Below are 19,540 nucleotides of genomic sequence, written 5' to 3'. Positions count from 1 at the left end.
TGATGACCGATCTTTATGACAACCAACGCAGCATGCGGAACATGCGCAAGATCGCGATGCAGCGGGGCGTTGTGGCCATTCTGGACGTCGGCAGTTCCAAGATCGCCTGCCTCGTGCTGCGGTTCGATGGCACGAACAAGCTGGGCGATGAGGGCGAGATCGGATCGCTGGCCGGGCAGTCAGGCTTTCGGGTGATCGGTGCCGCGACCACGCGGTCGCGCGGTGTCCGCTTTGGCGAGATCTGCGCGATGCAGGAGACGGAGCGCGCCATTCGCACGGCCCTGCAGGCGGCGCAGAAGATGGCCGGTATTCGGGTCGATCACGTCATTGCCTGTTTCTCCGGCGCTGAGCCGCGCAGCTATGGCCTTGATGCGCAGGTGGATCTGGAAGGGCAGGTGGTGACAGAACAGGACGTCGCACAGGTGCTGTCGCGCTGTGACGTGCCGGATTACGGTGAAAACCGCGAGGTGCTGCACGCGCAGCCGGTGAATTTTGCGCTCGACCATCGGTCGGGCCTGTCCGATCCGCGCGGGCAGTTGGGCAATGAACTGGCCGTTGATCTGCATATGCTGACAGTCGATGCCGCTGCGGTCCAGCATCTGGCGCATTGTGTGAAACGCTGTGATCTGGAACTGGCGGGCATTGCATCCTCGGCCTATGCGTCCGGTATTGCGGCACTGGTCGAGGACGAACAGGAATTGGGGGCGGCCTGTATCGATTTGGGCGGCGGGTCCACCGGCATCTCGATCTTTATCAAGAAACACATGATCTATGCCGATGCTGTGCGCATGGGTGGGGACCACGTGACGTCGGACATTTCCATGGGCCTGCAAGTGCCCACGGCCAATGCCGAGCGGATCAAGACATTCTATGGCGGGGTCCATGCCACGGGCATGGATGATCGCGAGATGATCGAGATCGGCGGAGATACCGGCGATTACGAACATGACCGGCGTACCGCGTCGCGCGCCGAACTGATCGGCATCATGCGCCCGCGTGTCGAGGAAATCCTTGAGGAAGTACGCGCCCGTCTGGATGCGGCGGGCTTTGACCACCTGCCCAGCCAGCAGATTGTTCTGACCGGTGGGGGCAGCCAGATCCCCGGCCTCGACGGGCTGGCGTCCAAAATTCTGGGCCAGCAGGTCCGCCTTGGTCGTCCGCTGCGCGTACATGGCTTGCCTCAGGCGGCAACCGGCCCGGGATTTGCGTCTGCGGTGGGACTCGCCCTGTTTGCGGCGCATCCGCAGGACGAATGGTGGGATTTTGACGTGCCCCACAATCGGTATCCTGCGCGCAGCTTGCGCCGCGCGGTCAAGTGGTTCCGCGACAACTGGTAGCCGCAACATCTGGTCCGATTGCCGACATAGAGTGAACGGTAGCAAGAATTCGCCCATATTTTGCGGTAAATCTGCGTTTTATAGGTGACGGTGGGGCGGTGAAACGCTAGGATTGTGGCGATTTAGGCACAAAAACACCCGCGAATGCGGCAAACCACACAGGCGGACCTGACCCATGACCTTGAACCTCTCCATGCCCGGCCATGATGAGCTGAAACCCCGTATCACCGTGTTCGGTGTCGGTGGCGCGGGTGGCAACGCCGTCAATAATATGATTGAAAAACAGCTGGATGGCGTCGATTTCGTCGTTGCCAATACGGATGCGCAGGCGCTGCAACAGTCGGCCGCAACCAACCGGGTTCAGCTGGGGATCAAGGTCACCGAAGGCCTTGGCGCCGGTGCGCGTGCCAGTGTGGGTGCCGCAGCCGCTGAAGAATCGATTGAGCAGATTGTCGACCACCTGGCCGGCGCGCATATGTGCTTTATCACCGCCGGTATGGGCGGTGGCACGGGCACAGGGGCCGCGCCGATCATCGCGCAGGCCGCGCGTGAACTGGGTGTGCTGACCGTTGGTGTGGTGACCAAACCGTTCCAGTTTGAAGGTGCAAAACGCATGCGTCAGGCCGAGGACGGTGTCGAGGCGCTGCAAAAGATGGTCGACACGCTGATCATCATTCCGAACCAGAACCTGTTCCGTCTGGCCAACGAAAAGACGACCTTTACCGAGGCGTTCTCGATGGCGGACGATGTGCTGTACCAAGGTGTGAAGGGTGTAACCGACCTGATGGTTCGTCCGGGCCTGATCAACCTCGACTTTGCCGATGTGCGTGCCGTGATGGACGAGATGGGCAAGGCAATGATGGGGACGGGCGAGGCCGATGGCGAAGATCGCGCGATCCAAGCCGCCGAAAAGGCGATTGCCAACCCGCTGCTGGACGAGATTTCGCTGCGCGGTGCCAAAGGTGTCCTGATCAACATCACAGGTGCACACGATCTGACTCTGTTCGAACTGGACGAAGCGGCCAACCGCATCCGCGAAGAGGTCGATCCGGACGCGAACATCATCGTGGGCTCGACCCTCGACACGGCGATGGAAGGCATGATGCGCGTCAGTGTTGTTGCCACGGGCATCGATGCAAGCGACGTGCACACGGAGATCCCGGTGCCGCGTCGGTCCATGGCGGCACCGTTGACACCTCATGTCGCAGAAACACCTGCGCCGCAGTCGATGCCTGAACCCGCGCCAGCCCCCGTCGCCGCAGCGGCCGAAGAGCCGTCGCTGTTTCAGGAGATGGATGTGACGCAAGTGGCCGCACAGGATATGGCCGAAGACATCTTTGCCGATGAAGCGCCTGCAGCAGCGGATGATCTGCCGCCGCCTGCCTATCAGCCTCAGGTCGCCGCGTTTGAACCGACGCCAGAGCCCGAAGCCCCCGCGGCAGAGAGCTTTGTCGCCCCGCGCGCGCCCGCGCCGGGTACGCCTTCGCCCGAAGCCTTGGCCCGTCTGCGTGCCGCCACGCAGAAAGCGGCGCCTGCACGGCATCAAGCTGCCCCTGCGCCAGCGCCTCAGGCCGAGGAAAAACCACGTTTCGGGATCAATTCTCTGATCAACCGGATGACTGGCACGGCCGAGGGCACCCCCGCAGAGCGTCCGACACGGCAGCAACCGCCTGTGCAGGCGCGCGCCGCCGCGCCGGCCCCTGCGCCAGCACCTCAGCCGTCGGAAGCGGCTGATCCCGATCAGGAGCGGATTGAAATTCCGGCCTTTTTGCGGCGCCAGGCCAACTGATTTTCAGTCACAAACCAATAACAGGGTCGCCATATGGCGGCCCTTTTTTTGTTTTAATACAATAACTTGATGCGCCATGCGCGCAATATTGCCCATATGTTACAGCCATGTTTCAGTCCGTTACAAAGATTGAGTTGAGACTCCCCGTCTCAGCCAATAGCTGTTGAGGCGTTGAAATCGTGTGATGGGTGGGACCAGTGCAAACGACCGTCAAAGGGCCAGTTACATTTACCGGATGCGGACTGCATTCCGGCAAGCCTGCGCAGTTGACGATTCGTCCGGCAATGGCCGAGCACGGCATTTGGTTCTTGCGTACCGATATTGAAGAGGGCGATGCGCTTATCCCCGCACGCTACGACGCGGTGCATCAATCGCCCCTATGTACTACGCTGGTCAATGCTGCGGGTGCCTCCGTTGGGACAGTGGAGCATGTGATGGCGGCGCTTGCGGGCTGCGGCATTCACAATGCCCTGGTCGAAATCGACGGACCCGAAGTGCCAATTCTTGATGGGTCTGCGGTTCCTTTCGTACGCGCAATCATGCAGCGCGGCCTGCGCCGTCTGCCTGCGCGGGTGCGCGCGATCGAAGTGCTCAAGACCGTATCGGTGATCCAGGGGGACGCCACTGCAAGCCTGTCGCCGTCCGAAGTGATGCGGATCGATTTCCACATTGATTTCGATGATGCAGCCATTGGCCGTCAGTCCAAATCGCTGAACATGTCCAATGGCAGCTTTGCCCGCGAGCTGAGCGACAGCCGCACGTTCTGTCGTCAGGGTGACGTTGAGAAGATGCAGGCCAGTGGCCTCGCATTGGGTGGCACGCCTGGCGTGAACGCCGTTGTCTTTGACGGGGATCGCGTCACCAGCCCCGGTGGCTTGCGCCACGCGGACGAGCCTGTACGCCACAAGATGCTGGACGCTTTGGGCGATCTGGCGCTGGCCGGTGCGCCATTGATCGGACATTATACCGGTACGCGGGCTGGGCACACGCTAACCAATCAGCTGTTGCGCACCCTCTTTGACACACCGGACGCCTATCGCATGGTCACCTGCGACCCGGAAATGACGGCGCGCTTGCCCGGTGCAGGGCTGGTTTGGGACGAGATCCCGGCCGTTGCCTGAGCATCCTGCAAATCGTCATTTAACCCTGACTTCAGTTTGTGCTAGAGAACCATCAAACAGCCCGAAACGGGGCGGTGATGGGCGCGTGTGGGGGTAGCAAATCATGATGAGTGGGAAATCCATCTCGCGGTTGGTCGCTGGCACAATTGTAGCGGCGACGTTGACGGCATGTGGATCAGTAAATGACCGGCCGACGCGCGGCAGCATCTTCAACGCGACCGAAATCCCGCTTGAGGAATTCACCGCCGAACAGATTTTCGAACGCGGTGAGTTCGAGCTGGAAGCAGGCGATCTGACGGATGCCGCTTTCTATTTTTCCGAGATTGAGCGGCTTTACCCCTATTCGGATTGGGCGCGGCGTGCATTGATCATGCAGGCGTTTTCTCATCATCGCGACAAGGACTATCCCAACAGCCGATCCGCCGCGCAGCGATTTATCGATTTCTACCCCGATGATGATGATGCGGCCTATGCGCAGTATCTGCTTGCGCTCAGCTACTATGACCAGATCGACGAAGTGGGCCGAGATCAGGGCCTGACATTCCAGGCGCTGCAATCGCTTCGCGAGGTGATCGAACGCTATCCCGACAGTGAATACGCCAAATCGGCGATCCTGAAATTCGACCTGGCCTTTGACCATCTTGCGGCCAAGGAGATGGAGATCGGGCGGTACTACCTGCGGCGCGACAATTTCTCGGCATCCATCAATCGGTTCCGCGTCGTGGTCGAGGATTTCCAGACCACGTCGCACACGCCAGAGGCACTGCACCGCCTGGTCGAGGCGTACCTGTCGCTGGGCCTGACGGACGAGGCGCAAACCGCAGGTGCGATCCTGGGCCACAACTTCCAGTCGACCGAATGGTACGAGGCCAGCTTCAAGCTGCTGACCGGCCAGGGGCTGGAGCTGCGCGTGCTGGGCAACAACTGGCTGAGCCAGGTCTATCGTCAAATGATCCAGGGCCGTTGGCTCTGAGGCGACGCCGGGGTGACCCGGATGTAGTGGAAACGGGCTGATGCTGCGCGGTCTTGATATATCGGACATGCTGATCATTGACCGGCTGGAACTGGCGTTTCAGCCGGGTTTGAACGTGTTGACGGGCGAGACCGGCGCGGGCAAGTCGATCCTTCTGGATTCGCTTGGCTTTGTCATGGGCTGGCGCGGGCGGGCAGAGCTGGTCCGGCAAGGGGCGGCGCAGGGCGAGGTGACGGCGTGGTTCGATCTTGCGCCCGGGCATCCGGCCTTTGCCGTTCTCGAAGAGGCGGGGCTGCCGTCGGAGGACGAGTTGATCATCCGCCGTGTCAACACTGCCGATGGGCGCAAAACGGCGTGGGTCAATGACCGGCGGTGTTCGGGCGAGGTGCTGCGCGCGCTGAGCGAGACATTGATCGAGTTGCACGGGCAGCACGATGACCGGGGGTTGCTGAACCCGCGGGGGCACCGGGCCATTCTGGATGCGTTTGCCGGTCTGGACGGGGCGCGGGACAACACGCGCGCGGCGTGGCGTGCAGTTGGTGCGGCACGCAAGGCCCTGGATGCGGCACAGCAGGCGATGAATGAGATCCGCGCCGAAGAGGAATTCCTACGCCATGCCGTGGCCGAGCTGGATGCGCTGGATCCCCGTCCGGGCGAAGAGGCGGCGTTGGATACCAAGCGCCGGTTGATGCAGGGCGCGGAACGCGTACGCGAGGATGTACAAAAGGCCCACCAGGTGCTGGGCCACGATGGGGCCGAAGGAGCTTTGGGTGACGCGATGCGCTGGCTGGAAGGCGCGTCCGACAAGGTTGACGGGCAGCTTGATGCGCCTTTGTCGGCGCTGGGTCGGGCCATGGCCGAGCTGGATGAGGCGACGGATGGCATCGTGCGCGCGCTGGAGGCGTTCACCTTTGATGCCACGGAGCTGGAAGACACCGAAGAGCGGCTTTTTGCCATTCGGGCGCTGGCGCGCAAGCATGATGTGGTTGCGGATGACTTGTCCGCCTTTGCCGACACGTTGCGGGCAAAGCTCGCGGCACTGGATGCAAGTGATGCCGACCTGTCGCGCCTGAGCACCGAGCTGGCACGCGCCGAGCAGGCCTATGACGCGGCTGCGGAGAAACTGACGGCAGGCCGGACGCGCGCGGCCAAGGGGTTGGACAAGGCCGTCATGGCCGAGCTTGCCCCGCTCAAGATGGAACGCGCGGTGTTCGCCACGCAGATTACAGCAGAGCCCGCAGGCCCCGAGGGTCGGGATGCGGTGGCGTTTACGGTTGCGACCAATCCCGGTGCGCCTGCCGGCGCTTTGAACAAGATCGCATCCGGGGGCGAGTTGAGCCGGTTCCTTCTGGCGCTCAAGGTCTGTCTGACCCGCGAGCAGAGCGGGCTGACCATGATTTTTGACGAGATTGACCGCGGCGTCGGCGGTGCAACGGCGGATGCGGTGGGTCGGCGCTTGGCGGCGTTGGCGTCGGGCGGTCAGGTTCTGGTTGTCACTCACTCGCCGCAGGTTGCGGCGCTTGGCGCGCATCACTGGCGGGTGGAGAAGAACGTGACCAAAGGCGTGACCACATCCCATGTCGTGCCCTTGCAAGCGCCGGACCGCGTGGACGAGATTGCCCGCATGTTGGCCGGCGATACGGTGACAGATGAGGCACGCGGTGCTGCGCGCGCGCTTTTGGGGGGGTAAGTTTGCACGGTGACGACGCTGTGACGTTGTGTGGGCTTTTGTTCCCCCGGCACGTGGTCTAAGCGTGGATCAACCAGAGCAACCGTGACCCGGTCTAATGCCAGCCCCACAGCGCCCGATCATTGCCCGCCAGCTTGACCTTGCCGTCAATGCCTGCCGCGACGGGTGGTTGGTACTGCGCCACCGCGGGCCAAGCCAGGTGCAGTTCTGGTTCATTGCCTTGGCCATCGGGATCGCTGCCGGCTTTGCTGCGTTGTTTTTCCGCAAGGGGATCGAAGCGTTTCAAGCCTGGATTTATGGCACCGAAGATGTGCAGTACCTGCACAGTTTTGCGTCGTCGCTGCCGTGGTATTTCATCCTTGTCATTCCGATCATTGGCGGCTTGCTGACCGGGTTGATCCTGCACAATTTTACCAAGGACGCGACCGCACGATCCGTCGCGGACGTGATCGAGGGTGCTGCCTTGCGGGATGGGCGGGTGGGCACGCGCGCCGGGGTTGCGTCGGCTTTTGCCAGTTTCATCACCCTGTCGACCGGTGGGTCAACCGGGCGCGAGGGGCCGGTGGTGCATATTGCTGCCGTGATCTCGACCAAGGTGTGTCGTTGGATCAAGGCGGATGGCATCACGGGCCGGGACCTTTTGGGCTGCGCCGTGGCCGCAGCGGTGTCGGCCAGTTTCAACGCGCCGATTGCCGGTGCGCTGTTCGCACTGGAGGTGGTGTTGCGCCATTTCGCGGTCCATGCCTTTGCCCCCATCGTGATCGCCAGCGTGGCGGGCACGGTGATCAACCGGCTGGAGTTCGGCGGGGTAACGGAGTTCATGCTGCCGTCGGAGAACGAGTTGGTGTTCTATCAGGAATTGCCCGCCTTTCTGTTGTTGGGGTTGATCAGTGGCCTTGTAGCGGTGGTGTTGATGCGGGCGATATTCTGGACCGATGACATGGGGTCCGCGCTTCAGGCGCGCACCGGTTTGCCTCGCTGGCTGCGCCCGGCGGTGTCGGGGGCCTTGCTGGGCGCGATGGCGATTTTTTATCCGCATATCATCGGGGTGGGGTACGAGACGACGTCGCTGGCCCTGACCGGGCAGCTGGCGCTGAACGAAGTGGTCGTGTTTGTGGTGCTCAAGACGGCAGCGGTGGCGATCACCATGGCGGGGCGCATGGGGGGCGGAGTGTTTTCGCCGTCCCTGATGATTGGTGCGCTGACCGGGCTTGGATTTGGCTTGGTGGCCACAGGAATTTTTCCGGACGTGTCTGGCTCTGTCACGCTTTATGCGTTGGCGGGGATGGGGGCGGTGGCCGCGGCTGTGCTGGGCGCGCCCATATCGACGACGTTGATCGTGTTTGAGCTGACAGGGGACTGGCAGACGGGTTTGGCGGTGATGGTGGCCGTGTCGATGTCGACGGCCCTGTCGTCGCGGCTTGTGGACCGGAGTTTCTTTCTCACCCAGTTGGAGCGGCGCGGCGTACATCTGGCGGCTGGGCCGCAGGCCTATCTGTTGGCGATGTTCCGGGTTGGGGCGGTGATGCGGGGACCGGACGACGCGCGGTCTGCGGATGCGGCGCGGTGTTGGGAGATGATTGGCGAAGGGATCTATGTGGATGCCAATGCAACGTTGGAGGCCGCACTACCGATCTTTGATCGCACGATGGTGCCCTTTATTCCCGTAGTTACGCTGACCGGCGAGAGTGCAGCGCCTGAGTTGCAAGGCGCGCTGTTCCATGTGGATGCGTTGAAGGCCTACAACCGGGCGCTGGCGGCCACGGCGGCGGAAGAACACAGTTGATATGAGGCGGGTCGCCGGGCGGCTCTGTTTTGGGCCATTGGCCCAAAAGGCGCCCGCCCACCGACCCTTGGGTCTCAGATTTCTTCGACAGCGATGGTGTCACCGGAATAGAAGGCCAGATGGTCTTTGATCCGTGTGACGCCCTCCTTCGGGTCCTCGTAGCTCCAGACCGCGTTTTCGAGAGTTTGGGATTTGGTCACCACGGAAAAATAGCTGGCGTCGCCCTTGTGCGGGCAATGGGAGGACTTTTCGGTCCGGTCGAGAAAAGCCATCGCGATATCCTTGCGCGGGAAGTAGATGACCGGGGGATAGTCGCCTTCGGTCAGTTCCAGCGCCTCGGCGCTTTCACCCAGGACAGCCCCGCCTGCGCGCACCGTCCAGGTGCCGGGGGCTTTTCGGATCGTGATGTGATCGGCCATGGGACGTCTCCTTGCATGTATCGACTGCTGCAGTGATGAAGCGCGGGTGTAACAGATCCTTGACAGCACCACCAGTACTAGAGCGGTGCACAAGCCATGGCGAGCCAGCGTGCTGCCTCTGCTGATACGCGCGGCGCGATTTTGGTCAAAACCTCGGCATGATAGTCATTGAGCCAGTCGCGCGACGGGTCGTCCAGCAAATCGGTCACGATCAGGTGGCGGTCGATGGGCGCAAAGGTCAATGTGCGCCAGCAGAGCATCTCGCGGTGGCTGTCGCCTTGCGGCGGCGGCGTGGCCTGTTCCACGACCAGCAGGTTTTCTATGCGGATGCCAAAGGCGCCTTCGCGGTAGTACCCGGGTTCATTGGAGAGGATCATGCCCGGCTCGAACGGCACCGTGCTCACGCGGCTGAGCCGCTGCGGGCCTTCGTGGACGGAGAGGTAGGCGCCCACCCCGTGGCCAAGGCCGTGGTCGAAATCCTGATGCGCGTACCAGAGGGGTGCGCGGCCAATTGCCTCGATATCGCGACCGGCGAGGCCTTTGGGCCAGATCAGCCGGGACATGGCGATCATGCCCATGAGCACGCGGGTGAAGGCGCGGCAGGCTTCCATCGGCGGGGAACCGATGGGGATGGTGCGTGTGATGTCGGTGGTGCCATCGAGGTATTGGCCCCCGCTGTCGAGCACCAGAAGATGTCCGTCCTGCAAGGTGCTGTCGGTTTCTGTCGTCACGCGGTAGTGCATGATTGCGCCATTGGGGCCGGTGCCTGCTATGGTCTCGAAACTGATGTCCTGAAGCGCGTTGTCGCGGCGTCTGTAGCCTTCGAGTTGGGTCACGACCTGGGTTTCTCGCAGAGATCCGGCGGGCTGAGCATCGAGCCAGGCGAGCAGTTCCACGACCGCAGCACCGTCCCGCAAATGCGCCTCGGCGGTACCGGCGATTTCGGCCGCATTCTTGCAGGCCTTGGGCAGGGCGCAGGGATCGGCGCCCCAGCTGACGCGGTCGCCCACGGTGTCCGCGACGATGACGGGGACAGAGGACTTTTCCAGGCGGACGGGGCCTTCGAGTGTGACGAGATGGGCCAATAGTTCGCCCGGGTCGTGGCAGGTCACATCCGCGCCAAGGTGGTCGCGCACGTCCGCCAACTTGGCGTGATCCATGAACAGATCGACTGTGCCGGAGGCGTGGAGCACGGCAAACCCTTGCGCAATCGGATTGCGCGGGATGTCGGCGCCGCGCAGGTTGAGCAGCCAGCAAAGCGAATCCGGCAGCGTGATGACCGCGCTGGCAATGCCTTTGTCTGCCAGGGCCTTGCCCAGACGGGCGCGTTTTTCCGCGTGGGATTCTCCGGCAAAGGTCAACTCGTGCACTTTGGCGGGCTCTGCTGCGGGGGGCGGTTGATCGTCCCAAATGCGATCGACCAGGTTGCCCGATTGCACAAGCTCGATAGCCGTTCCGTCCAATTCGGCGCGCGCCTGCGCGATCTGCCCGGGGGTGTGCAGCCACGGATCGAACCCGACCTTTCCGCCATCGGGCAATTGGGTGATCAGCCACGCGGCCAGCGATGTTTCGGGCCAGGGGACGGGGGTGAAGTCGTCAGCGACCTGCGCCTTGACCTGCGTGCGGTAGCGGCCGTCGATAAAGACGCCCGCCGTATCGCGCAGCGCGGCACAGAACCCGGCGGACCCGGTAAAGCCTGTCAGCCATGCCAGCCGTTCATCGCGCGCCGAGACATATTCCCCCTGATGCGCATCCGCCCGCGGGATCAGAAACCCGTCGAGCCCTTCAGCCTCGAGACAAGTGCGCAAGGCGGCAAGGCGGGGCGGACCCTGTTCCGGGCGGGCGGTGACATCGAAACTCTGAAACATGGGCGTCCCCTGTCTATGTGTGCGGACTGTTCCGTGGCTGCAATCAACCTGCGCGCTTCATCCCCATGACGCGCGCGCGCGCCCGCGGGTCCGAGTCGAACAGCGCGGCCAGTTGCTCTGTCATGGCGCCCGCCAGTTGTTCGACATCCGTAATCGTCACCGCCCGGTCATAGTAGCGGGTCACGTCATGGCCGATGCCGATTGCCAGCAACTCGACCATGCGCTTGCGCTCGACCATGTCGATGACGTCGCGCAGGTGCTTTTCCAGGTAGTTGGCGGGGTTCACCGACAATGTACTGTCATCTACCGGCGCACCGTCGGAGATGACCATCAGGATCTTGCGCGCCTCTGGGCGGGAGACCATGCGACGGTGCGCCCATTCGAGCGCTTCACCGTCGATGTTCTCCTTGAGCAAGCCTTCTTTCATCATCAGGCCGAGGTTGGGCCGCGCCCGACGCCACGGGGCGTCGGCGGACTTGTAGATGATGTGGCGCAGATCGTTCAATCGGCCCGGCTGTGTTGGGCGGCCTTCGTTAAGCCATGCCTCGCGGGCGAGGCCACCTTTCCACGCGCGTGTGGTAAAACCGAGGATCTCGACCTTGACGTTGCAGCGTTCCAGCGTGCGCGCCAGCACGTCCGCACAGATCGCCGCAATCGAAATCGGGCGCCCGCGCATGGAGCCGGAGTTGTCGAGAAGCAGGGTCACGCATGTATCGCGGAATTCCGTGTCTTTCTCGACCTTGAAGGACAGGGGCGTTGTGGGGTTGGCCACGATCCGCGCCAAGCGACCCGCATCAAGCGTGCCCTCTTCGAGGTCGAATTCCCAGGACCGGTTCTGTTGTGCCTGAAGGCGGCGCTGCAATTTGTTGGCCAGACGGCTCACCGCGCCTTTGAGAGGCTCGAGCTGCTGGTCGAGATAGGCGCGCAGGCGTTCCAACTCGACAGGCTCGGCGAGGTCTTCGGCGGCGATCTCCTCGTCATGTTCGGACAGATAAACCTGATAATCGGGATCGGCCTCGGACACGGGCTGCGGGGCAGGGGGTTCGAGCGGCGCCTCGCCTTCGGGCATCTCCGCTTCCTCGCCCAGTTCCTGATCCGCCATGTCATCCATGGAGACCTGCGCCTGGCTGGCGTCCTGCTGTTCGTCCTGCGACGATTCGGGGCTGGCGTCCTCGTTGTCCTGATCCTGATCGTCCTGACCGGTGCTGTCTGGTTCCTGCTCTTCTTCCTGACCTTCTTCGGCCTGGTCTTCCTGATCGTCGTCCAGTTGATCAGGATCGTCGCCCAGTTGGTCACCATAGCCAAGATCGGTGATCACTTGCCGCGCGAAACGAGCAAAGGCCGCTTGATCATCAAGGATATCGCCCAGATCTTCGAGCGTGCCGCCTGCCTGATCCTCGATAAAACCGCGCCACAGGTCCATTGCGTTCTGCGCACCGCCGGGCAGGTCGCGCCCGGTTGCAAGGTGGCGCACAAGGTATCCAGCGGCGGTGGCCAAGGGCACATCGCTGGCCTGCTTGCACTGGTCATAGCCCTTGCGCATCGCTTCGTTGGCGATCTTTGCGTCGATGTTTCCCGCCGTGCCGGGCATGTCGCGCGCGCCCATTGCCTCGCAGCGTGCGGTTTCCATCGCCTCATAGAGGTCGCGGGCCATCTCGCCTTGCGGAGAGTAACGCGCGTGGGTCTGGCCGTTATGGTAGCGGCGGTGCAGGGCCAGCGCATCGGCGGTGCCGCGTGCGAGAAGCACCTCGTCACGCGTCATTCGGCGGCTGACCTGTGGCAACCGCATCGAGTCGCCCGACACCCCCGCCGGATCGACGGAGTACGAGACGTTCAGCTCGGGATCATTGGCCATGACCTTGGTGGCCTCGGCCAGCGCCTTTTTGAACGGATCGGCGGGGTTGTCGTTTTGGGTGCTCACTGATCTCTTGCCGCTCGTGTTATTAAATCCGCGCATTGCATAAACGCTGTTAACAATTTTTGGCCGTCAGCTGTCGTGTATGGCGTTCCAGCACCGGACATTAGTGGGTAGTAGTATGTGCCAGACAAGGATTCAATTTGCTGAACCCACTTGTCAGCGCTTCTTTGAGCACGTTCATACTCAATTGCGCCTCCCACAAGTTCCACGACATCGTCTGGAACGGGCGCAGGCCGGCTGGCACCCAAATGGTCGATTTTGCGGGCCGCATCATCCATGGCCAGCGCATTGGCTTGACGCACAGTCACGCAAAATGCCGATTGTTGCTGTAAAGTGCCGTCGTGCGGGTAACCAAATCTTTGCTCCGCCGAAGCTGACACTACCGTCATAGCCGTCAGTGAACCGCCGATTAGCGCAGAGTAGATCATATCGCAGAGAGATGGTCTCACCCCAAGCTCACACTCGCCGCACTCTCCGGCAGTTCCTCGTCGAACAGACGCTGGTAGAACTCGGCAACTGTCTGCCGCTCAAGCTCGTCGCATTTGTTCAGGAACGACAACCGGAACGCATAGCCCACATTGCGGAAAATCTCGGCGTTTTGGGCCCAAGCGATGACCGTCCGGGGCGACATCACGGTGCTGAGGTCGCCATTCATAAAGGCCGTACGCGTCAGGTCGGCTACGGTCACCATCTGTTTGACGGTCTTGCGGCCCTCGGCGGTGTTGTAATGCGGGTTCTTGGACAGCACGATGGCTGTCTCGGCATCGATCGACAGATAGTTCAGCGTCGCCACGAGGCTCCAGCGGTCCATCTGGCCTTGGTTGATCTGTTGGGTGCCGTGATAGAGGCCCGTGGTGTCGCCCAAACCGACCGTGTTCGCGGTCGCGAAGATGCGGAAATAAGGGTGCGGTTCGATCACCTGGTTCTGGTCCAGCAGCGTCAGCTTGCCGTCAACTTCCAGCACACGCTGGATCACAAACATCACGTCGGCGCGTCCTGCATCGTATTCGTCGAACACGATGGCCGTGGGGTTGCGCAAGGCCCAGGGCAGGATACCCTCTTGGAAATCAGTGACTTGCTTGCCATCCTTCAGCTTGATCGCGTCCTTGCCGATCAGGTCGATCCGGCTGATGTGGCTGTCGAGGTTGACGCGGACTGCAGGCCAGTTCAGGCGGGCGGCGACCTGTTCGATGTGGGTCGACTTGCCCGTCCCGTGATAGCCCTGGATCATCACGCGGCGGTTGTGGTTGAAGCCCGCCAGAATGGCGAGGGTAGTGTCAGGATCGAACTTGTAGGTGCTGTCGATGTCCGGCACGCGGTCGGCGGTCTCGGCAAACCCTTTGACAACCATATCCGTATCGATGCCAAAGACTTCGCGCACCGAAATCTCTTCGCTGGGTTTTGCGTTGATATCCATCGCGCCGTCGGCCATGTCGCCCGTCCCTTCAAAAGCAGTAAGCGCGCCGAATTGGCGCGCGGATCGTGGTGCAACATAACACGATCAAGGACAAGGGGAAGGGGCGACGCAACGCGTCGGAAATGCAAAATAGCGCGCGGAAAATTCAGCAAAATGCGCAGCTTGGGCGCATGATGCCAAATCAGAAATTCTCCAGTCCAGTTTTCGCAGGCGCCCCGAAGGCCGTGCCGTTTCCGCGGTTCCTATGCGCTAACTATTTGAAGTTGCGACTGTCCTTGATCTGGTCCCAGGCCCAGACGACCTCTTGCAGCTGTTCTTCCTGGCTGCGATCGCCGCCGTTCATGTCGGGGTGCAGCACCTTGATCAACGCCTTGTAGGCCTTGCGCACCTCTGCCTTTGTCGCATCCGCCTTGGCGTCAAGGATTTCGATGGCACGTTTTTCGGTGGGCGGCAGACGGCGCGAGGACGCATTGCCGCCACGGCCCGGATTCTGCGTCGCGTTCTTACCCAGAACTTGGTGCGGGTCTTCGATGCCCAGCCGCGCCCAGGCGCGTGCCTCGGGGTCGGTCATGGGTTTGGTTGCGCGCTCCCACACCTTGTCCTTGGATTGCTGTGCGTTGATCTCCGCTTCGGTTGTGCCGTCGAAGAAATTCCACTTGAGATTGTATTCGCGCACGTGCTGCTGGCAGAACCAGAAGAAATCATCAAGCACGTCGGGCGCTTTGGGTGCGCGGAATTTTCCCGCTTCTTCGCATCCCTCGTGATCACAGACGCGGGTTGACGTCTCGGACGCGCCGGACATGCCCCTGCGGCCGCGCGGATTCTTCTTTTTCGCCGAAGAGACGGACATGTCGAAACCAAAGGGATCAGATTTGCGCATCACGGGGGTCCTTTCCGACTCGAGGCACAGAGTTTAAACTTGTAGGATCAGGATTGAAGGGGTCTCGTGAAAAAAATGTCCGTTCGGCAAGAAATAGAAGAAAAGCTGCGTGCTGCGTTTGCACCGCGCGAATTGGTCGTCGAGGACGATAGCGCCAGCCATGCAGGCCATTCCGGGGCGCCGGCTGGAGGAGAGAGCCACTTTAACGTCCTGTTGCGCAGCTCTGATTTGTCAGGGAAATCCCGGGTCGCGCGACACAGGGCCGTGCATGCGGCCTTGGGGCCGGAGCTGATCGGGCGCATCCATGCGCTGGCACTTGATCTCGACGTCTAGTCGCTGTTTTTTGCGTCCGGCTTGCCGCTGCGCTGGGATGCGAGGCTTTTGAGCGATGTGGTCATGCCTGCCACCTCGCTTGTTTCCTCAACGCCATTGTCGGGCTGCATCTCGGTAGCGCCTTTGCCGGGTACAAATTCAGTGTCCTCTGCCTCAGTTTCACGCGGGCTTTCGTCGGTGGTTTCCGGTGCATCCGGTGCGGTGGTCTCTGGCGGTTCCGGCGCGGCGTCCGGGGCGGGTGCGGGCAGCAATTCCGGTTCGAAATCGTCGATCGGGTCTGACGTTGCACGGCGGAACACCAGAATATTGCGCCATTCCGTGGTGCTGCCGGTCAGGCCGGACCGTTCGACTGACGGCAGTGTTTCCGCGCGCTGATATTCCCATCCGACGCTGCCCATCTCGTTCATCAGCGTTTCGAGCGCGTTTGCGAAACGGGCCTCGGGGCCTTTTACGCCGGGTGCTTTGACCCCTTTGGTGGGTGCGGGTACGACTTTGTATTCCCAGCCTGGCATGCGTCACCTGTTCGTTGAATTGCGCTGGCGTATATCCCGCGGGGTGCAGAGTGAAAAGGGCGTAGAATGCGCAGAGCTGAGCAAGCTGCGCCTTCCCTTGCGCCATCTTCACCTTCTCCGGATCCCGATGCTGGCGCCAACACGGTCCGGGCGCGGCAGGTCCGCGTGTGCGCGTCCCATGGCTTCGACGCGCGCAAACACGTCATCCGGCATAGGCGCCACGCGGGGGCCGGATTGATCGACATGCAGCGTCATCGCCTCGCCGCAGGCGGCGAGCCATCCGTCCTGATGCCGGATCTCCTGATAGGAATGAAAGCGTTTCCGGTCGAAATCGATGAGTTGGAACGTGACGGTGACCGGATCGTTGACGTGCAACTCGCGCACGTAAGTCAGGTGGAATTCAGCCGTATAGGTCGTGTTTCCGGTGGCCGCGTGGTAGTCCGGACCAAAGCCAAGCTGAGGATAGACCTGATCCGCGGCCTCGTCGAAAAGGACATTGTAGTAGGCCATATTCAGATGGCCGTTATAATCGATCCATTCCGGTTTGACGGTCATCACGGACGAGCGGAAAGGGGCAGTCATGGGCAGCTCCGGTTTGCGGTTCGCGTCAAGTTAGGGCAGAGCAGGGATCAAAGGAAGAACCGAAGGAGTGCTGTGCGGGTCATGAGCAATGCGGATGTACGGGCACAATACGAGGCCTATCCCTATCCCGAACGTAAACCGACTGATGAGCGCAAGCGGTTGGTGACCGGCTCTCCGTCTTTGCCGGTTGAAATGGACCACTGGCTGTGGGGTGGCGCGCGGGACTGGTCGCAACCCTTGCGGGTTCTGGTAGCGGGCGGGGGCACGGGGGATGCGTTGATCCAGTTGGCGCAACTGCTGACGGATGCAGGGCGACCTTATGAGATCACCTATCTGGATCTGTCCGAGGCGTCGCGCCGGATCGCGGAGAAGCGGGCACAGGTGCGCAAGCTGGACGGGATCACCTTTGTCACGGGGTCCTTGCTGGATGCGGCGGCGTACGGGAGCTTTGACTACATCGATTGTTGCGGCGTTCTGCACCACCTGCCGGACCCGCAGTCCGGGTTTGACGCATTGGCGGCGGCGTTGGCACCGGCGGGCGGCATCGGGCTGATGGTCTATGCACCCCATGGCAGATCCGGCGTATATCCGTTGCAGGAAGCGTTCGGGACCCTTCTGGAAGGCCTTGCACCGCGGCAACGGTTGAAGCGGGCCAGGGCCATCTTTCGAGCCTTGCCGGAGGCACATCCGTTCAAGCGCAATCTTCGGCTAGTGGATCATGAACAGGGTGATGCCGGGTTTTACGATTTGCTTCTGCACAGTCAGGACCGGCCCTTTACCATGACGGAGCTGTGCATGGCGTTGGAGCGGGCCGGGTTGCAATTGGCAGGCGTACCGGAGCCGATGTTATACGATCCGGAGGCCATGACGGGGCCATGTGACGGGCTGGACGCCTTGGCGCGGATGCAATTGGCCGAGGATCTGCGCGGCACGTTCAAGACGCATGTTGTCTATGCGCGCAAGGCCGGGCGTGTGGTCGCACCGCCGATGGGACGGGCAGAGGCGGTGCCGCATCTGCGGGGGGTGGATGCGGAGGCATTGGCGGATCATGTGGCCAATACCGGGCAGATCACCATCGATACGGCCGGTGCGTCATTTTCTTTTGATGTGCCGACGGCCGCGGCGGCGGCGTTGCGGCGTGTGGACGGCCGGGCGACTCTGGCACAAATCGGGGCCGGGTTGGATGGGTTTGAGTCAGTCTGGGGCGACGTCGAGGCGGCGCTCTGTGAGGCCGGCATGATGCACTATTCGCGTATTCATCTGTGACGTCGGGCGGACGCTCTTTGCCTGCGGCAAAGACGCCCCACCCACCGTCCCGTCCGGATGCACCTAGCCGTTCAGTTTTTGCGCGACGATTTCGTTGACGGCTTTGGGGTTGGCCTTGCCGCCGGTGGCTTTCATCACCTGACCCACGAACCATCCTGCAAGTTTCGGGTTTGCCTTGGCTTTTTCGACCTGCGCGGGGTTGGCGGCGATGATTTCGTCAACCGCTGCTTCGATTGCGCCGGTGTCGGTGACCTGTTTCATCCCACGCGCCTCGACCACCTCGGCCGGATCGCCCCCTTCGGAATAGATGATTTCAAACAGGTCCTTGGCGATCTTGCCCGAGATATCGCCCTTGGCGATCAGATCGACGATACCGCCCAGTTGGGCCGGGGACACCGGGCTTTGGGTGATGTCGGTGTCGTCCTTTTTCAGACGGCCGAAGAGTTCGTTGATCACCCAGTTTGCCGCCTGTTTGCCATCACGCCCCTGCGCCACCGCCTCGAAATAGGCGGCCGTGTCGACATCCGCGGTCAGAACCGACGCGTCATAGTCGGTCAGACTGAAATCCGCGATGAAGCGCGCCTTTTTCGCGTCGGGGAGTTCGGGCAGGGAGGCCGCGATGTCGTCGACCCAGGCCTGTTCGATTTCCAGAGGCAGCAGGTCGGGATCGGGGAAGTAGCGGTAGTCGTGCGCCTCTTCCTTGCTGCGCATGGAGCGGGTTTCGCCCTTGTCCGGATCATAGAGGCGGGTTTCCTGATCCACGGTGCCGCCACCTTCGACGATGGCGATCTGGCGGCGTGCCTCGACGTCGATGGCCTGCTGGATAAAGCGCATCGAGTTCATGTTCTTGATTTCGCAGCGCGTGCCCAGATGGGAGAAATCCTGTGTTTCCTGATAGCGTTCGTAGTCACCTGGCCGACAGATCGACACGTTGACGTCGGCGCGCAGATTGCCGTTTTGCATGTTGCCATCGCACGTGCCGAGATAGCGCAGGATCTGGCGCAATTTTGCGATATAGGCGGCGGCCTCTTCGGGGCCACGGATGTCGGGGCGGGACACGATCTCCATCAGGCAGACGCCTGTGCGGTTGAGATCGACAAAGGACATGTTGGGATCCATGTCGTGGATCGATTTTCCTGCGTCCTGTTCCATGTGGATGCGTTCGATGCGCACAAGTCGCGCAGTGCCGTCGCCGAGCTCGACCAGCACTTCACCTTCGCCGACAATGGGGTGGTAAAGTTGAGAAATCTGGTAGCCTTGCGGCAGGTCGGGATAAAAGTAGTTCTTGCGGTCAAAGGCAGAGCGCAGGTTGATTTCGGCCTTGAGGCCCAAGCCCGTGCGCACGGCCTGTTCCACGCAATATTCATTGATCACCGGCAACATGCCCGGCATCGCCGCGTCCACAAAGGCAACGTTGGCATTGGGTTCATTTCCGAATTGCGTCGAGGCACCGGAAAACAGTTTGGCGTTTGAACTGACCTGGGCGTGAACTTCCATCCCGATTACGAGTTCCCAGTCGTGTTTGGCCCCTGCGATGGTCTTGATCTTGGGGGCGTCGTAGGTCAGGTCCAGCATCGGTCGTGTCCCGCTTGGTTTTTGCGCTTTGGATCGGAATAGATCAGGCCATGGGGCGCTGCAAGAGGGCCGCG

16 protein-coding genes are annotated in these 19,540 nt (G+C 61.8%); 8 read left to right on the top strand and 8 right to left on the bottom strand.

From position 1 onward, the window contains the following. Positions 1–2 precede the first annotated feature (2 nt). The 6 genes from ftsA (at position 3) to Q0949_RS08065 (ending at position 8,696) form a co-directional block, all read left to right on the top strand. The gene (gene ftsA / locus Q0949_RS08090) at positions 3–1,337 is read left to right on the top strand and encodes a cell division protein FtsA (protein WP_299370363.1); all 1,335 of its coding nucleotides are present in this window, start codon (positions 3–5) and stop codon (positions 1,335–1,337) included. 175 nt (positions 1,338–1,512) lie between these two features. Continuing rightward, entirely contained in the window at positions 1,513–3,126 is a 1,614-nt protein-coding gene (gene ftsZ / locus Q0949_RS08085; protein WP_299370361.1) for a cell division protein FtsZ, read from the top strand. A gap of 197 nt (positions 3,127–3,323) precedes the next feature. Next, the gene (lpxC, locus tag Q0949_RS08080) at positions 3,324–4,247 is read left to right on the top strand and encodes a UDP-3-O-acyl-N-acetylglucosamine deacetylase (protein ID WP_299370359.1); all 924 of its coding nucleotides are present in this window, start codon (positions 3,324–3,326) and stop codon (positions 4,245–4,247) included. Between the two features lie 103 nt (positions 4,248–4,350). Further along, a complete protein-coding gene (locus Q0949_RS08075) occupies positions 4,351–5,220 on the top strand; it encodes an outer membrane protein assembly factor BamD (RefSeq protein WP_299370357.1) in 870 nt (289 codons plus the stop codon). A gap of 40 nt (positions 5,221–5,260) precedes the next feature. Continuing rightward, entirely contained in the window at positions 5,261–6,910 is a 1,650-nt protein-coding gene (gene recN, locus Q0949_RS08070; RefSeq protein WP_299370355.1) for a DNA repair protein RecN, read from the top strand. A 97-nt stretch (positions 6,911–7,007) separates the two neighbouring features. Next, entirely contained in the window at positions 7,008–8,696 is a 1,689-nt protein-coding gene (locus Q0949_RS08065) for a chloride channel protein (RefSeq protein ID WP_299370353.1), read from the top strand. 74 nt (positions 8,697–8,770) lie between these two features. On the opposite strand, the gene Q0949_RS08060 is transcribed toward Q0949_RS08065, so the two are convergent. The 5 genes from Q0949_RS08060 to Q0949_RS08040 form a co-directional block, all read right to left on the bottom strand. Continuing rightward, a complete protein-coding gene (locus Q0949_RS08060; RefSeq protein ID WP_299370351.1) occupies positions 8,771–9,115 on the bottom strand; it encodes a DUF427 domain-containing protein in 345 nt (114 codons plus the stop codon). Positions 9,116–9,192: 77 nt separating this feature from the next. Beyond that, the gene (locus Q0949_RS08055; protein WP_299370349.1) at positions 9,193–10,983 is read right to left on the bottom strand and encodes an aminopeptidase P family protein; all 1,791 of its coding nucleotides are present in this window, start codon (positions 10,981–10,983) and stop codon (positions 9,193–9,195) included. A gap of 43 nt (positions 10,984–11,026) precedes the next feature. After that, positions 11,027–12,904, bottom strand: coding sequence for a cobaltochelatase subunit CobT (gene cobT / locus Q0949_RS08050; RefSeq protein ID WP_299370347.1), 1,878 nt, complete (start codon positions 12,902–12,904; stop codon positions 11,027–11,029). A 442-nt stretch (positions 12,905–13,346) separates the two neighbouring features. Beyond that, entirely contained in the window at positions 13,347–14,333 is a 987-nt protein-coding gene (cobS, locus tag Q0949_RS08045) for a cobaltochelatase subunit CobS (RefSeq protein ID WP_299370345.1), read from the bottom strand. 238 nt (positions 14,334–14,571) lie between these two features. After that, positions 14,572–15,198 carry a J domain-containing protein gene (locus tag Q0949_RS08040; RefSeq protein WP_299370343.1) on the bottom strand — a complete coding sequence of 209 codons (627 nt, stop codon included), beginning with the start codon at positions 15,196–15,198 and terminating at the stop codon, positions 14,572–14,574. 75 nt (positions 15,199–15,273) lie between these two features. Between Q0949_RS08040 and Q0949_RS08035 the strand changes: the two genes are divergently transcribed. Continuing rightward, positions 15,274–15,531, top strand: a complete 258-nt coding sequence (locus tag Q0949_RS08035; protein WP_299370341.1) for a BolA family protein — start codon at positions 15,274–15,276, stop codon at positions 15,529–15,531. On the opposite strand, the gene Q0949_RS08030 is transcribed toward Q0949_RS08035, so the two are convergent. After that, positions 15,528–16,043, bottom strand: a complete 516-nt coding sequence (locus Q0949_RS08030; RefSeq protein WP_299370339.1) for a DUF4177 domain-containing protein — start codon at positions 16,041–16,043, stop codon at positions 15,528–15,530. The genes Q0949_RS08035 and Q0949_RS08030 overlap by 4 nt on opposite strands. A 108-nt stretch (positions 16,044–16,151) precedes the next feature. Next, positions 16,152–16,625: a thioesterase family protein gene (locus tag Q0949_RS08025; protein ID WP_299370337.1), complete on the bottom strand. Its 474-nt coding sequence runs from the start codon at positions 16,623–16,625 to the stop codon at positions 16,152–16,154. 81 nt (positions 16,626–16,706) lie between these two features. Here Q0949_RS08025 and Q0949_RS08020 point away from each other — a divergent pair, with 81 nt between their 5' ends. Then, positions 16,707–17,891, top strand: coding sequence for a class I SAM-dependent methyltransferase (locus Q0949_RS08020; RefSeq protein WP_299370335.1), 1,185 nt, complete (start codon positions 16,707–16,709; stop codon positions 17,889–17,891). A gap of 63 nt (positions 17,892–17,954) precedes the next feature. Here the strand turns inward: Q0949_RS08020 and gatB are convergent, their stop codons facing one another. Further along, a complete protein-coding gene (gatB, locus tag Q0949_RS08015) occupies positions 17,955–19,466 on the bottom strand; it encodes an Asp-tRNA(Asn)/Glu-tRNA(Gln) amidotransferase subunit GatB (protein ID WP_299370333.1) in 1,512 nt (503 codons plus the stop codon). Between the last annotated feature and the right edge of the window lie 74 nt (positions 19,467–19,540).

The organism is uncultured Tateyamaria sp., assembly GCF_947487805.1.
GTDB lineage: Bacteria > Pseudomonadota > Alphaproteobacteria > Rhodobacterales > Rhodobacteraceae > Tateyamaria.
Note: the sequence above shows the minus strand (reverse complement) of the source record. Positions and strands in the feature narration are given on the sequence as shown.